We start from the raw sequence: 14,855 nt of genomic DNA, 5'->3' as shown, positions 1-14,855 counted from the left end.
TGGGGGCATGGACTACGTCTCCGCGCTCGTGCCCCCCGTAGTGATGGCCGTCTTCTTCGTCGGTCTCATCGTGACGATCGTGAAGTCGCAGGGCGGCGACAAGAAGGCCAAGGAAGACGCGGCCGTCGACGCGGCGATCGCCCGCGCCGAGGCGGCCCGCCAGGCCGGCCCGCAGCCGAGCGACATCTGAGAAGGGCGCCCCACCGGGCGCCCTTTTTGTCGTTATTGGGCGCCGTTTGCCACGTCCGGCGCCCTATTCCCGACTTCTGCCACTAGTGTGCTGCTCGTGCCGCGCCCATTGGGAGAACTCGAAGACGCAGTGATGACACGGGTGTGGAAGTGGAACCGCCCCGTGACGGTTCGCGAAGTCCTGGAAGACCTCCAGCAGGACCGGTCCATCGCCTACACCACGGTCATGACCGTTTTGGACAATCTCCACCAGAAGGGCTGGGTGCGCCGCGAAGCGGAAGGCCGGGCCTATCGATATGAGGCCGTCTCCACTCGCGCCGCCTACTCCGCCGCGCTGATGAACGACGCGTGGTCCCAGAGTGACAACCCGGCGGCGGCTCTCGTCGCCTTCTTCGGCATGATGTCGCCGGAACAACGCCAAGCACTGAGCGATGCCGTGCGCATGGTGCAGGGACCTCAGGCGCAGACCCTCACGACTCAAGAGCCCGAAGCATCTGAAGGCCCCGAAGGGCCCCAGGCATCTGAAGGGCCGGAGGGGCCTCAAGGACCCGAAGGCACTGAAGGACCCGAGGAACCGGACCCGGACGCCGGGCGATAGCGTCCGCTCATGCCAGCACAGCTCCCCGAAGTCACCGCAAAAGCAGTCACCGTGCGCAGGGCGAGGACGGCCGATGTGCCGTCCGTGCGCCGACTCCTCGACGCGTACAGCCGCGAGGGGATCCTGCTCGACAAAGCCACCGTGACGCTTTACGAGGACATCCAGGAGTTCTGGGTCGCGGAACGGGACGACAACGCGGAGGTCGTCGGCTGCGGCGCTCTGCATGTCATGTGGGAAGACCTCGCGGAAGTCCGCACCCTCGCCGTGAATCCGGTGGTCAGGGGCGCGGGCGTGGGTCATCAGCTGCTCCAGAAGTTGCTTCAGACCGCGCGCTGGATCGGTGTTCGCCGGGTTTTCTGTCTCACCTTCGAAGTGGAGTTCTTCGCGAACCACGGCTTCGTGGAGATCGGAGAGGCGCCCGTCGATACCATCGACACCGATGTCTACAGCGAGCTCTTGCGTTCCTATGACGAGGGCGTCGCGGAGTTCCTCGGTCTCGAACGAGTGAAACCGAACACCTTGGGCAACAGCCGGATGCTTCTGCATCTGTGATCGCCCCCCGGTATTACTGAGCAGCTGCCTGCCCAGGTGCCCTATGTCCGAAACGCGCATCTTTCCGGGCTTCTCGGGGCGCTTGATCTCTCCTGGATCTCTCCCAGGGGTTTGTGTTTTTCCAGCAAAAGCGGTTTGCTTTCCGACGTACTGCGTACTGCATATAACAAGGGGACGGCGAATCAACGACTGAGGTCGTGGAGTCCGGCCCTACAGATATCGATGAAAGGAAATCCGGTGGCACAGAAGGTTCAGGTCCTTCTTGTCGACGACCTCGACGGTGGCGAGGCGGACGAGACCGTGACGTTCGCGTTGGACGGCAAGACTTACGAGATCGACCTCACCACCGCCAACGCGGACAAGCTCCGTGGACTTCTTGAGCCGTACCTCAAGGGTGGCCGTCGCACCGGAGGCCGTTCCGCCGGCGGACGCGGCAAGGCGCGCGCCGCGGTGGCAGGCGGCAGCCAGGACACGGCGCAGATCCGTGCCTGGGCCAAGGAGAACGGTTACGAGGTCAACGACCGCGGCCGTGTCCCCGCGTCCATCCGTGAGGCCTACGAGAAGGCCAACGGCTGAGCGCAGGCACGCCGCAGCCGGATCCGGTGGCACTGAGTCGCCGCCGTTTCCACCAGCCGTACGAGACCGGGGGCGCCCCCACCGCCCCCTACGGCCGAAAGCGCCGTCAGGGCCGGAAGCGTCGGCTCGACGTCGCATCCGGGCTCGGGGGGCCGCACCCAGACCGCGGCCTCCTGCGGGTCCGGCACTCCCGGGGGCGCGGGCGCGTCGATCCGCCCGCCGGCGCCGGCCACGGTGAGATCGAGGGACAGCGCCCCCCACTCCAGCCAGTCGAGCAGCCCCGGCAGCTCCTCCGCGCTGCCCGCGGCCACGAGCAGGCGCATCGTCTCCCCCTGCAGGGCCACCGGCCCCCCGGGGTCCAGCCGCCGCAGCACGGCACGTCCCGCCTCCGCGGGCAGCTCCAGTACGTCGAAGCGCAGCCCCGTCAGCAGCTGAAGGCCCTCGGGGCCCGGCGCGGTGGCCCAGCCGAGCGCGTTCTCGTACCACTCCCGCACCGGGTCGCCCGCGTCGAGCGGCCGACGGGGCAGGGGCACGGTGGGCACGATGGAGACCATGTCCGGAGCAACCGCCGGGAACCCTCATGAGTTACGCAGCGTTGTCAGGTGAGTGCGCAGAGTTTCCCGAATGGGGGCGCGCGGAGCTATTCAGCGGCGCAAGGGTGTTCGCCCGTAGCGGAGGGAACCGGGGCGCGCCGCATGGACTGTCACTGCTAGCGGGTAAGACATCCCTAGTGAGGAGGGGCGACACGTGGGTTCGGGTCGTCTTGCGTTCGCCATCGGCGTACTGATGGTGGGGGTAACTGCCTGGCCTGCGGGAACATCGTCTCGCACCATCGGTGTTGGAGCAGTTGTCGGCGTTCGGGGCAGGAGAACCTCCGAGATGGGGTCCGGGTGTCGGCAGTTGGAATGAGCGGTCCCCGCTTGCGGGACTAAGCTGCGGAAGGACAGGGAGGGGAGCGTCCCCTTACTGCCTGACCGCTCTGAGGAGCGATTAACGATGTTCGAGAGGTTCACCGACCGCGCGCGGCGGGTTGTCGTCCTGGCTCAGGAAGAAGCCCGGATGCTCAACCACAACTACATCGGCACCGAGCACATCCTCCTGGGCCTGATCCATGAGGGTGAGGGTGTCGCCGCTAAGGCCCTGGAGAGCCTCGGGATTTCGCTCGAGGCGGTCCGCCAGCAGGTGGAGGAGATCATCGGCCAGGGCCAGCAGGCCCCGTCCGGGCACATCCCCTTCACCCCCCGTGCCAAGAAGGTCCTGGAGCTGTCGCTCCGCGAGGCCCTTCAGCTGGGCCACAACTACATCGGCACGGAGCACATCCTGCTCGGCCTGATCCGCGAGGGCGAGGGCGTCGCCGCCCAGGTCCTGGTCAAGCTGGGCGCCGATCTCAACCGGGTGCGGCAGCAGGTCATCCAGCTGCTCTCCGGCTACCAGGGCAAGGAGACCGCCACCGCCGGCGGTCCTGCCGAGGGCACGCCCTCCACGTCCCTGGTCCTCGACCAGTTCGGCCGCAACCTCACCCAGGCTGCCCGCGAATCCAAGCTCGACCCGGTGATCGGGCGCGAGAAGGAGATCGAGCGGGTCATGCAGGTGCTGTCCCGCCGCACGAAGAACAACCCGGTCCTCATCGGCGAGCCCGGCGTCGGCAAGACCGCCGTCGTCGAGGGCCTCGCACAGGCCATCGTCAAGGGCGAGGTGCCCGAGACCCTCAAGGACAAGCACCTCTACACCCTCGACCTGGGCGCGCTGGTCGCCGGTTCCCGCTACCGCGGTGACTTCGAGGAGCGCCTGAAGAAGGTCCTCAAGGAGATCCGCACCCGCGGCGACATCATCCTGTTCATCGACGAGCTGCACACGCTGGTCGGTGCGGGTGCCGCCGAGGGCGCCATCGACGCCGCTTCGATCCTGAAGCCGATGCTGGCCCGTGGTGAACTGCAGACCATCGGCGCGACCACCCTCGACGAGTACCGCAAGCACCTGGAGAAGGACGCCGCTCTCGAGCGCCGCTTCCAGCCCATCCAGGTCGCGGAGCCGTCGCTGCCGCACACGATCGAGATCCTCAAGGGTCTGCGCGACCGCTACGAGGCCCACCACCGCGTCTCCATCACGGACGAGGCCCTCGTCCAGGCGGCGACGCTCGCCGACCGGTACATCTCGGACCGCTTCCTGCCGGACAAGGCGATCGACCTGATCGACGAGGCCGGTTCCCGGATGCGCATCCGCCGGATGACCGCGCCGCCGGACCTCCGCGAGTTCGACGAGAAGATCGCGGGCGTGCGCCGCGACAAGGAGTCGGCCATCGACTCCCAGGACTTCGAGAAGGCAGCTTCGCTCCGCGACAAGGAGAAGCAGCTGCTCGCGGGGAAGGCCAAGCGCGAGAAGGAGTGGAAGGCCGGCGACATGGACGTCGTCGCCGAGGTCGACGGCGATCTGATCGCCGAGGTCCTCGCGACCGCGACCGGCATTCCCGTCTTCAAGCTGACCGAGGAGGAGTCCTCGCGTCTGCTGCGCATGGAGGACGAGCTCCACAAGCGCGTCATCGGCCAGAAGGACGCCGTCAAGGCGCTCTCGAAGGCGATCCGCCGTACGCGTGCCGGTCTGAAGGACCCGAAGCGCCCCGGTGGCTCGTTCATCTTCGCGGGCCCGTCCGGTGTCGGTAAGACCGAGCTGTCCAAGGCGCTCGCCGAGTTCCTCTTCGGTGACGAGGACGCGCTGATCTCCCTCGACATGTCGGAGTTCAGTGAGAAGCACACGGTCTCGCGTCTCTTCGGTTCGCCCCCCGGTTACGTGGGCTACGAAGAGGGCGGCCAGCTGACGGAGAAGGTGCGGCGCAAGCCGTTCTCGGTGGTTCTCTTCGACGAGGTCGAGAAGGCCCACCCGGACATCTTCAACTCGCTGCTCCAGATCCTGGAGGACGGTCGCCTGACCGACTCCCAGGGCCGGGTCGTGGACTTCAAGAACACGGTCATCATCATGACGACCAACCTCGGCACGCGGGACATCTCGAAGGGCTTCAACCTCGGCTTCGCGGCCCAGGGCGACACGAAGTCCAACTACGAGCGCATGAAGAACAAGGTCTCGGACGAGCTCAAGCAGCACTTCCGCCCCGAGTTCCTCAACCGTGTGGACGACGTCGTCGTCTTCCCGCAGCTGACCCAGGACGACATCCTCCAGATCGTCGACCTGATGATCGGCAAGGTCGACGAGCGCCTCAAGGACCGGGACATGGGCATCGAGCTCAGCCAGTCCGCGAAGGAGCTCCTGGCCAAGAAGGGTTACGACCCCGTGCTCGGCGCGCGTCCGCTGCGTCGCACGATCCAGCGCGAGGTCGAGGACTCGCTCTCCGAGAAGATCCTCTTCGGCGAGCTGCGTCCGGGCCACATCGTGGTCGTCGACACGGAGGGCGAGGGTGACGCCAAGACGTTCACCTTCCGCGGCGAGGAGAAGTCCACGCTGCCGGACGTCCCGCCGATCGAGCAGGCGGCCGGCGGAGCCGGGCCGAATCTGAGCAAGGAGGCGTAACCCTTCGGGGACGCGCTGAGACGAAGGGGCTGCCCCGGGACTTCGGTCCTGGGACAGCCCCTTCGTCGCGCTCCCGGTCAGCGGCCCCACCGGTGGACGGTGACGCCGGCCTGCGGGAAGAGGCCGGCGTATACGTCGTCCGAGGCCGGTGCCGCGTCCTCGGCGAAGTAGAGGCGCACGTCGTGCGCGTACGGGACGGCGGGGGCGAAGCGGGAGACGTGTTCCTCGGTTCCCGCCTCCAGGTGGAGGGTGAGGACGCGGATCCCCGGAAGCGCGGTGGTCGGGCCGTGTGGGGGCAGGAGCCGGCCGCCCAGGGAAAGGCGGGTGAGTGCGGGGTGCCGGGCGAGCTGTTCCCAGTCGCGGGGGCCGGGCACGGCCGCGTCGCTGGACAGGTTCAGCCAGGTCAGCTCGGGGAAGGCGTCCAGGCCCGTGAGCCCGGTGGTCTCCGTGGCGCCTTGGCCGAGGATGAGCTGGTCGAGCGGTGCGCCGACCGGCAGGTACGCGGCGAGCGAGTCGCCGGGGACCGGCTGGATGACGCTGAGCGAGGTAAGGCCGGTCACCCGGGACAGGCCGGTGAGGGCCGGCAGTGCGGGCAGGCCGATCACCGACAGATGCCGTAGGCGCATCTCGGCGAGGGGCGCCAGGTCGCGGACCTCGGGGCAGTGCATCAGGGACAGGAAGCCGAGCGACGGCAGCGCGTGCAGGGCTCGCAGGTCCCGTATGTGGGGGTTGCCGCGGAGGGTCAGGTTCTGGGTGCCGGGATCCAGTGCTCCCATGAACGCGTCGAGCGGATGCTCCCCGCTGAGGTCGATCCGACGCCACGACGGCATGGTCCACAGCGCCCTTACCTGCTCCGCGCTCGTGACGGTCAGGTCGAGCCCTTCCCGGCCCACATGCGCGAGCACCTCGTCCGCGTACTCCTGGGCGTCGAACCTCCGCCAGGTGCCGACGAGTTGGCGTCGTACGTCGAGTGACGTGTGCGAGCGGAAGCGCTTCAGGACCGGTAGCGAACCCTCGTGGCCCAGGCGGGAGGCCGTGGTCACCACCGCGTGGGCCTCATGGTCCGTCAGGCCCTGAGGGCCAGGGAGGAGTTCGAGCACGAACGGGCCCGCTTGCGCGAGCTGTTCGGCCTCCTGAGGTGTCCGGGGCGGGATGAGGGCGGCGGCCCGTTCCCGTACCTCTTCGAGGACCTCCTGCTCCACCGAGGAGGCGTCCTGGAGGCTCGCCAGGGCGAGCAGGGTGACCCGCGGGCTGTCCGCGGCCAGCAGGCCGCGCAGCAGCGTCGTCCGCTCGCGGGTGCGGGCGTGGGCCACCGCCATGCGCACGACGTCCTCCCACTGGGTGTCCCCGGCGTGGCCGAGCAGGACGTCGAGGTGGCCCTCCTCGACCGCGTAGCGCGCGCCGAGGTGGTCGAGGAACGTCCGGTGCGCGAAGTCGACCACCTGCGGGGCGGGGCTGCGCAGGACGCCGCTGCGCAGCAGGAGGTGGCGCAGGATCGTGGGGGCGTCGCCCTGGCGCGCGGCGTCGGGGACTGAGGGCAGGGCGCGTTCGAGCAGCGTGAGCGCGGTGGCCTCGTCCATCTCGGTGCGGCCCGCGAGCACGAGTGCGTAGGCGAGGCGCTGGAGGAGTTCGGTCTGGTCCTCGGTGTCGAGCTCGATGCCGTCGAGGCCGCCCATGCCGCGCTGGCGGTCGCGCTCGGTGAGGATCATCTGGAGCGCGGCGTCGTACAGGGCCTTGCGGCGCGGCGGCAGATAACCGCGGCGCGCGCGGTGGAGGGCGCAGATCATGCCGCACATGAGCGGATTGGTCGCCAGGAGCGACAGGTCCGGCTTGGCGCGCAGAGCGTCCAGGAGCGGTTCCTCGTGCTCGGCCGCGTCGGCGGCCGCGTGCCAGCGGCGTACGAACGCGTCGACCGTCCGGCGGCCCATGGGGGCGAGGGACAGCTCGGCGAACCCGTCCCCGGCCAGCCAGGCGGATCGTACGGCCGTGGGGCGGGCGGTGAGCAGCCAGCGGTTGCCGGGGAAGGCGCGGACGAGGCCGAGCAGCCAGTCGCGCACGCGGGGCCGCTCGGCCGAGGGGACCTCGTCCAGGCCGTCGACCATCACGAGGCCGCGCCCCGCCGTCAGGACGCGCTCGGCCCAGCCCTCCGGCGGGGTGTGCGGGCAGTCGGCCGAGGCGAGGAACGCGGCCGGAGCGGGGAGCCCCGCGGCGCGGATCAGGGTGCGCAGCGGCAGCACGTAGGGGATACGGCCCGTGGTGGTGATCGCCAGCCACTGGATGAGGGTCGTCTTGCCGGAGCCCGCCTCACCGCGCAGCAGGACCCGGTCGTGGCCGTCGAACGCGTCCTCGGCCCTGACCTGGACCGTCGTCGCTCCCTGAGGCTCGCCGTGCGCGTCCTCGGGGCCGGCCTCGCGGATGGCTTCGAGGCTCAGGTAGGCGGCGTCGAGGGGCCAGACATCGGGGGAGTCGCGCAGGTCGAGGCCGAAGATGGTGACGCGGTTGTGGCGCTGCGCGAGGTGGGCGCGGTAGCGGGCCTCGAAGGCCGTGTCCTGCGCGTCACGCGGTGAGGTGCGCGTGATCAGCGCGTCCACCTTGGCGATCAGCTCGGACTGGGCGCGGCTCTGCTCGACCAGCGTGCGGGCCACGAACGTGGAGCGCTGGGTGAAGAAGTGCAGGATGTGCAGGCAGGCCCACTCGGTGACCGAGTCGAGGAAGTAGGCGGCGTCGGCGGTGAGGCCAGGCGCGGGGGCCGAGTCGCGCAGGGTGCGGGCCAGCTGCCGGTGGCCGAGGCGGACCGCCTGGAGGTCGTCCATGTCCAGGTCGCCGAGGGCGAGGAGCCTGCGGGCGAGGGCGGCCGTGACCGCCTCCTGCTCGTCCGCGGGGAACGGGGGCTCGCCCGGGGGCTGCACGGCCTCCCGCACCAGGCGGGCGGCCAGGTGCCCGACCTCCTTCTCCCCGAGGGTCCGCTTCTCGCCGCGGAAGGTGACGAGGCCCGAGAGGCGTACGGGCTTGTCCACCAGGCCCGCGCCGGGGCCGTCGCGGGTGAGGAGCTGCTTCACCAGAGGCGAGAGCACGCTCGACGCCAGACGCGTGCCGAGGACTGCGGGATCCATCTGCGCTCCCCCCGAAGGCCGTGAAATCAGGCGCTTCAGCGTAGCCCGCGTCACATTCGCGGGTCTTTGGATCTTGCCCCCCGGTGACATGGCGCACAGGCGTTTTGTCCGGTACTAGACGCAATAGTGGATGTGTTGCGGGGGTGGGGGGTTGTTACGGCATCGATGGGTTATACCGAAATGTCCGTTTCTTGGATCGATAGGGCGTGGAGGCGGCGAGGCCCAAGGCGTAAGGGCGTGAAGTGGCCCTAAACCAGGGAATCAGGGCATAAAGCCGACAGATCGCAGGGAGTCTTCGAGGGCTGTCAAGAGGTTGAAGTCCTGACCTTTTGGTACGGCTTTGGGTAGTAGATGAGGCCTTTGAGTCGAGATGGGGTCCCGGGTTACCAATGAACAGCCAGCCCGGCACGTCACCAACGAGTGCCGGTCTGTCCCTGTCATCAACGCGGAGGTAATCCCCGAATGTCGAAGCGCACCATGACTCTTTCTTCCGGCTCGTCCCTGCTCCGTACTCGGGCGGCCGTCGTGACCGTCGCCATGGGAGCCACGGCGCTGCTGGGGGCCGGGGCCGCGGTCGCCGCCGAAAGCACTCAGGGAAGCGTCGCGCTGCCCGGCGTCGCCGCGGCTTCCGTCGAGGCGCAGGCCAAGGCCCAGGCCAAGGCCGCCGACCAGGCGAAGCAGCACGCCGCGACGGTCAAGAAGGCCGCCGCGAAGAAGGCCGCCGGCTGGATGGACCCGGTCAAGAACTACAAGCTGTCCGCGGGCTTCGGCCTCGGCGGCAACATGTGGTCGCACAAGCACTCCGGCCAGGACTTCGCCGTGCCGATCGGCACGAACGTCATGGCCGCCCACGGCGGCACCGTCGTCAAGGCCGGCCCCAACGGCGGCGGCGACGGCCCGGCGTACGGCAACGCCATCGTGATCAAGCACGGCAACGGCACGTACTCGCAGTACGCGCACCTGTCCCGCATCGACGTGCGCATAGGCCAGACGGTCTCCACCGGTCAGCACATCGCGCTCTCCGGCAACACCGGTAACTCCAGCGGCCCGCACCTGCACTTCGAGATCCGCACGACCCCGAACTACGGTTCCGCGATCAACCCGGTCAACTTCCTGCGCTCGGTCGGCGTCAGCGTCTGACCTGCACCAGCGAGCTCATCTGCGTAAACGAGCTCACCTGCACGAAGAGCACAACTGCATGACAGAACTCAGGCGCCCCGCTGCGCCTGGGTGATGAGATCGGTGGCGACCTCGAGGATGGCCTTGCGCTTTTCCTCGGGGTCGCCTTCGACGTCCTTGAGGACGAACAGGCCCGCGTGCATCGAGAAGATCGCGCTGAAGCAGCGGACCCGCTCGGTCAGGGTGGCGTCCTCCGGCAGGAGCTGGTCGAGGAGCGCCTTCATGCGGTCCTTGAACAGCTCGCCGATGCTCAGTTCGCGCATGGTCGCCTGGTTCTCCTGCATGAAGCGGAACAGCGGCCCCGCCCCATGCAGCGCCAGGCTGTAGCGCTCGATGAGCTCCTGCTTGGTCTCCAGGGTGCCGGGCTGCTCCCGGCCCCACTCGATCAGCTCGTCGATGGGCCGCGTCAGGTCCTCGAAGAGGCTGACGACGATGTCTTCCTTGGTCTTGAAGTGGTAGTAGAGCGCTGCCTTGGTGACGTCGAGGTGCTCGGCGATCTCGCGCAGCGAGGTCTTCTCGTAGCCCTGTTCGGCGAACAGTTCCAGCGCCACGTCCTGGATGCGCTGCCGCGTGTTCCCGCGGCGCTGCTTGCTGCTGCCCATCTGTGGCTGCTCCTTCGTGCTGGTGGCGGGACTTGGCGAAAACCCGAGAAAACTTACTTGACGCCCGGCTAGTTAGCGCTCTATCTTCCCTCAGTGTAGTCAACTTGCCGGGCGGCAAGTAAGTATCGGCAGGTAAGTAACCGGGGAGTGGGGATCATGGCGGAGACCGGAACAGTGGCGGTGGACACCGGCGGGGGCGGCGCGGCGGCCACCAAGGAGCGGCAGCCGCGCAGCGTGCGCGTCGTCCTGATGGCATTGATGATCGCGATGCTGCTCGCGATGCTCGACAACATGATCGTCGGCACCGCGATGCCCACGATCGTCGCCGACCTGGGCGGCCTCGAACACCTCTCGTGGGTCGTGACCGCGTACACGCTCGCGACCGCCGCCTCGACCCCCATCTGGGGCAAGGTCGGCGACATGTACGGCAGGAAGGGCGCCTTCCTGACCTCGATCGTGATCTTCCTGATCGGCTCCGGGCTCAGCGGCATGGCCCAGGACATGAACCAGCTCATCGCGTTCCGCGCGATCCAGGGTCTCGGCGCCGGTGGCCTGATGGTCGGCGTCATGGCCATCATCGGTGACCTGATTCCGCCGCGGGAGCGCGGCAAGTACCAGGGCATGATGGCCGGAGTCATGGCGCTCGCCATGATCGGCGGACCGCTCGTCGGCGGCGCGATCACCGACAACTGGGGCTGGCGCTGGTCCTTCTACATCAACCTGCCGCTCGGCCTTGTCGCCCTCGCCATGGTCACCGCGGTCCTGCACCTGCCGAAGAAGCGGTCGAAGGGGAAGATCGACTACCTCGGCGCCGCGCTGCTCACCGTCGGCATCACCTCGATCGTGCTCGTGACGACCTGGGGCGGCTCGCAGTACGCCTGGGGCTCCGCCGTGATCATGGAGCTCGCCGCGATCGGTGTCGCCGCGCTCGTCGGCTTCCTCTTCGTCCAGACGAAGGCGGCAGAGCCGATCATGCCGCTGCACATCTTCCGCAGCCGCAACTTCACGGTCATGTCCCTCATCGGCTTCGTCACCGGCTTCGTGATGTTCGGCGCCGTGCTCTTCCTGCCGCTGTACCAGCAGACGGTGCAGGGCGCGAACGCGACCAACTCCGGCCTGCTGCTCCTGCCGATGCTGCTCTCGATGATGGTCGTCTCGCTGGTCGCGGGCCGGGTCACCACCAGCACCGGCAAGTACAAGGTCTTCCCGCTGGTCGGCAGCGTCCTGATGGTGGCCGGACTCTTCCTGCTCGCACAGATGGACACGGACACCACGCGGTTCACGTCCGGCCTCTACATGGCCGTGCTCGGCGCGGGCATGGGCTGCCTGATGCAGATCACGATGCTGGTCGCGCAGAACAGCGTCGAGATGAAGGACATGGGCGTCGCCTCGTCCTCCACGACCCTGTTCCGTACGCTCGGCTCCTCCTTCGGTGTCGCGATCATGGGCGCGCTCTTCAACAACCGCGTCCAGGACGTGATGGCCGAGCGGGCCGGGGCGCTGGGCGGCAAGGTCACGCAGGAGTCCACGCAGCTGACCGCCGAGGGCCTGGCCAAGCTGCCGGCCGTGGCGCGTGACGCCTACCAGCACGCGGTGTCGGCCGGTACGCACTCGGCGTTCCTGCTCGGCTCGATCATCGCGGTCGTGGCGCTGATCGCGGCGGTCTTCGTGAAGGAGGTGCCGCTGCGGGGAGCGGGCCCCGCCAAGGCGGCGCCGGGCTCTCCCGAGGCCGCGGGTCCTGCGGACGCGCAGCCGGTCGACATGGCCAAGGCCGGTACGGCTACGGCCGCCGCGGCTGCGAGCGGTACAGCTGGGACCGGTACCGCCACGGCCGACGCGAAGCCGGTCGAGGGGGTCGCGGCTGGGGACGCCGCGGCGGACGGCAGGACGGTCTCCGAGACCGTCTGAGCGGGTCGTCCCGATCCTCCTCGGCTTGATGAAGGCCCCCGGTGCGCCATGTGCACCGGGGGCCTTAGCCGTGCCGTGGCCGGCGGGAGCGGGGCCGTTGTCAGTGGGGCGTGCCAGCATCGATGGCGTGGAGAAATTGCGGCAGCTGCGGCTCGCCAAGGACGCGATGGACCGCGACTGGGCCGAGGCGGATCTCGACCTGGACGCGGTGGCGGCGCATGCCGGCTATTCGCGCTACCACTTCGTGCGGTGCTTCAAGGAGGCGTACGGGGAGACGCCCGGGCAGTATCTGACGCGCCGCCGGATCGAGCGCGCGGAGGAGATGCTGAGAACGGCGGACCTGTCGGTCACGGAGATCTGCCGCTTGGTGGGATTCAGCAGCCTCGGCACGTTCTCGTCCCGGTTCAAGAGACAGACGGGCCTGACGCCGAGCGAGTACCGGGCGAAGCATGTGGGGCGCGGGGCGGCGCTCATCCCCGGGTGTTACGCGATGTTGTGGGCCGGCGGCTTCCCCGGCCGGGGACCTTCCGGTGGTACGGGTCCGGGGGCCGGCGAGGAGCGCAATTCTGGAGAAGCGGGGGCGGGGGGCGACTGCCTACGGTGACAGGGCACGGCCGGACTCCCCGGCACGTGGCCCGAACAACGCGGAGCGCATCATGATCAAGGGACTCGCCATTTCCACCGTCTGGGTTCTCGACCAGGACCGGGCCAAGGAGTTCTACACCGAGAAGCTGGGGCTCGAGGTGCGTACGGACATGACCATGGGCGAGGGCGGTATGCGCTGGCTGACCGTGGGCGCCAAGGACCAGCCGGACGTCGAGCTGACGCTGATGGTGCCCGGGGCGCCCGCGATGGACCCCGAGTCGGCCGAGGCCGTGAAGAAGCTGGTCTCCAAGGGCATCCTCGGGGCCGGCGTCCTGGTCACGGACGACATCCACGGGGACTACGCGAAGCTCAAGGAGCGCGGGGTCCAGTTCCTCCAGGAGCCGCAGGAGCGCCCGTACGGGACCGAGGCGATCTTCCGCGACGACTCCGGCAACTGGTTCTCGTTCACGCAGCGGAACGAAGGGCTCGACCTCGACAAGGAGTGGGCCACCAGCTAGGGGGCGTCCGGCGGTCACGGCCGGGGCCTCCCGTTCGGAGCCGCCCTCAGTCCGGCAGCCGCAGCATCGGGAAGCTTCCCGTGTTCGTCGGCGCGTGCTCCGGCAGCCACAGCACGGCGACCGCGCCCTCGGCCGGAGTCTTTGACGGAGCGCCCGGCGGGCGCACGTTGCGGAACGTGAGGCGGGCGCCGAGCACGCGCGCCTGGCCCGCTGCGATCGTCAGGCCGAGACCGTGCCCGTGGCCCGCGCGGTCCGCCGCGCCCGTACGGAAGCGGCTCGGCCCCTCGTCGAGCAGCTCCTCCGGGAACCCGGGTCCGTGATCGCGCACGCGCACCACCCGGCCCTCGACGCTGACCTCGACCGGCGGCTTGCCGTGCTTCGCGGCGTTGGCGAGGAGGTTGAAGAGGATGCGTTCGAGGCGGCGCGGGTCGGTGGTGACCTCCGACTCGTGCACCACGCTCACCCGTACGTCCGCGTGGCGCGCGCCGACCCGCCGCGTCACGAACTCGCCCAGCAGCAGGTCCTGGAGCTCGGCCCGCTCGGCCGCGCTGTCCAGACGCGCCACTTCGAGCACGTCCTCGACGAGCGTGCGCATCGCCTGGGCCCGGTCCTTGACCAGCTCGCTCGGGCGTCCGGGCGGCAGCAGCTCGGCTGCGGTGAGCAGCCCGGTCACCGGCGTACGCAGCTCGTGCGCGATGTCCGCGGTGACCCGGCGCTCGGCCTCGAGACGCTGCTTCAGGGCGTCGGCCATCGCGTCGACGGCCTGTGCGAGATCGTCGGTCTCGTCGCGTACGACGCCGCCGATGGCGTCCCCGACCCGTACGTCGGTCCGCCCCAGTGCGACCTCCCGGGCCGCGAGCGCCGCCTTGCGCAGGCGCCGTGACACCTGTCCGCCGATCAGCACTCCGAGGGCGCAGCCGCCGAAGACCACCGAGATCGAGCCGATGACCAGGGCCTGGTCGAGGTCCTTCATGACGGTGGCGCTGCGGTCGGTGAAGCGGGTGTGCACGGACAGCAGGCGTCCGTCGCCCAGCGGGACCGCGGCCCAGATGTCCGGTACGCCGCCGGCCTGTTCGGAGACGAAGGTGGCGCGCCGGCCGGCCATCGCCCTCTTCCGCAGGTCAGGGGGTATGCCCGGGTCGTCGACCTTGAAGCCGACGGGGAGGCCGCGCCCGGTGGCCTCGTACTGGCGCGCCACGAACTGGATGCGTTCGTCCTGCACGTCGCGCGCGTTGTCCAGCATCGAGACGCGGGCCGCGTTGTGCACGACCAGGCTCAGGGCGAGGGCGACGAGCGCTCCCACCAGGGCGATGGCGACGCTGATCTTCCAGCGCACCCCGGTGTGCAGCGCCGGGCGCAGCCGTCTCAGCGGCAGCCGCAGCGGCCGCCCGAGCCGGGCGCGCACGGTCGCGGCGGCCCCCCTCACATCCCGATCCCGTTCCTCGTCAGACCGTGAATGACCCGGCCGGCCCATGGACCCGGCCGAGTCGACGGTTCTCCCGACACCCCGCCC

At 69.3% G+C, this 14,855-nt stretch carries 13 protein-coding genes; 9 read left to right on the top strand and 4 right to left on the bottom strand.

What is annotated here, in order from left to right; all coding sequences use genetic code 11:
• The first annotated feature begins 7 nt into the window (after positions 1–7).
• The 4 genes from ACWIGU_RS08340 to ACWIGU_RS08325 all read left to right on the top strand — a co-directional run bounded on the left by ACWIGU_RS08340 (position 8) and on the right by ACWIGU_RS08325 (position 1,915).
• Positions 8–190, top strand: a complete 183-nt coding sequence (locus ACWIGU_RS08340; RefSeq protein WP_356286779.1) for a hypothetical protein — start codon at positions 8–10, stop codon at positions 188–190.
• Between the two features lie 132 nt (positions 191–322).
• Positions 323–787: a BlaI/MecI/CopY family transcriptional regulator gene (locus ACWIGU_RS08335; protein WP_454399641.1), complete on the top strand. Its 465-nt coding sequence runs from the start codon at positions 323–325 to the stop codon at positions 785–787.
• A gap of 9 nt (positions 788–796) precedes the next feature.
• Positions 797–1,339: an amino-acid N-acetyltransferase gene (locus ACWIGU_RS08330; RefSeq protein ID WP_326711808.1), complete on the top strand. Its 543-nt coding sequence runs from the start codon at positions 797–799 to the stop codon at positions 1,337–1,339.
• A gap of 237 nt (positions 1,340–1,576) precedes the next feature.
• Positions 1,577–1,915, top strand: a complete 339-nt coding sequence (locus ACWIGU_RS08325) for a histone-like nucleoid-structuring protein Lsr2 (RefSeq protein WP_100597736.1) — start codon at positions 1,577–1,579, stop codon at positions 1,913–1,915.
• On the opposite strand, the gene ACWIGU_RS08320 is transcribed toward ACWIGU_RS08325, so the two are convergent.
• Positions 1,894–2,469 carry an SCO3374 family protein gene (locus tag ACWIGU_RS08320; protein ID WP_454398737.1) on the bottom strand — a complete coding sequence of 192 codons (576 nt, stop codon included), beginning with the start codon at positions 2,467–2,469 and terminating at the stop codon, positions 1,894–1,896. The two genes, ACWIGU_RS08325 and ACWIGU_RS08320, sit on opposite strands and share 22 nt — an antisense overlap.
• A 442-nt stretch (positions 2,470–2,911) precedes the next feature.
• Here ACWIGU_RS08320 and ACWIGU_RS08315 point away from each other — a divergent pair, with 442 nt between their 5' ends.
• On the top strand, positions 2,912–5,437 hold the full coding sequence (locus ACWIGU_RS08315; protein WP_356286770.1) for an ATP-dependent Clp protease ATP-binding subunit: 2,526 nt from the start codon (positions 2,912–2,914) through the stop codon (positions 5,435–5,437).
• A gap of 77 nt (positions 5,438–5,514) precedes the next feature.
• Here ACWIGU_RS08315 and ACWIGU_RS08310 read toward each other — a convergent pair whose 3' ends face one another.
• Entirely contained in the window at positions 5,515–8,550 is a 3,036-nt protein-coding gene (locus ACWIGU_RS08310; protein ID WP_454398734.1) for an NACHT domain-containing protein, read from the bottom strand.
• 462 nt (positions 8,551–9,012) lie between these two features.
• On the opposite strand from ACWIGU_RS08310, the gene ACWIGU_RS08305 reads away from it, so the two are divergent.
• Entirely contained in the window at positions 9,013–9,690 is a 678-nt protein-coding gene (locus tag ACWIGU_RS08305; RefSeq protein ID WP_454398732.1) for a M23 family metallopeptidase, read from the top strand.
• A 68-nt stretch (positions 9,691–9,758) separates the two neighbouring features.
• On the opposite strand, the gene ACWIGU_RS08300 is transcribed toward ACWIGU_RS08305, so the two are convergent.
• Positions 9,759–10,331 carry a TetR/AcrR family transcriptional regulator gene (locus ACWIGU_RS08300; protein WP_356286761.1) on the bottom strand — a complete coding sequence of 191 codons (573 nt, stop codon included), beginning with the start codon at positions 10,329–10,331 and terminating at the stop codon, positions 9,759–9,761.
• Between the two features lie 156 nt (positions 10,332–10,487).
• On the opposite strand from ACWIGU_RS08300, the gene ACWIGU_RS08295 reads away from it, so the two are divergent.
• The 3 genes from ACWIGU_RS08295 to ACWIGU_RS08285 all read left to right on the top strand — a co-directional run bounded on the left by ACWIGU_RS08295 (position 10,488) and on the right by ACWIGU_RS08285 (position 13,342).
• On the top strand, positions 10,488–12,239 hold the full coding sequence (locus tag ACWIGU_RS08295; protein ID WP_454398730.1) for an MDR family MFS transporter: 1,752 nt from the start codon (positions 10,488–10,490) through the stop codon (positions 12,237–12,239).
• 166 nt (positions 12,240–12,405) lie between these two features.
• Entirely contained in the window at positions 12,406–12,843 is a 438-nt protein-coding gene (locus tag ACWIGU_RS08290) for a helix-turn-helix transcriptional regulator (RefSeq protein ID WP_454399639.1), read from the top strand.
• A 52-nt stretch (positions 12,844–12,895) separates the two neighbouring features.
• The gene (locus ACWIGU_RS08285) at positions 12,896–13,342 is read left to right on the top strand and encodes a VOC family protein (protein ID WP_383095773.1); all 447 of its coding nucleotides are present in this window, start codon (positions 12,896–12,898) and stop codon (positions 13,340–13,342) included.
• Positions 13,343–13,388: 46 nt separating this feature from the next.
• Here ACWIGU_RS08285 and cseC read toward each other — a convergent pair whose 3' ends face one another.
• On the bottom strand, positions 13,389–14,816 hold the full coding sequence (gene cseC, locus ACWIGU_RS08280; protein WP_454398728.1) for a two-component system sensor histidine kinase CseC: 1,428 nt from the start codon (positions 14,814–14,816) through the stop codon (positions 13,389–13,391).
• Positions 14,817–14,855 lie beyond the last annotated feature (39 nt).

The sequence above is a fragment of the Streptomyces sp. NPDC055400 genome (genome assembly GCF_053644375.1).
This window is presented reverse-complemented; position numbering and strand designations above follow the sequence as displayed.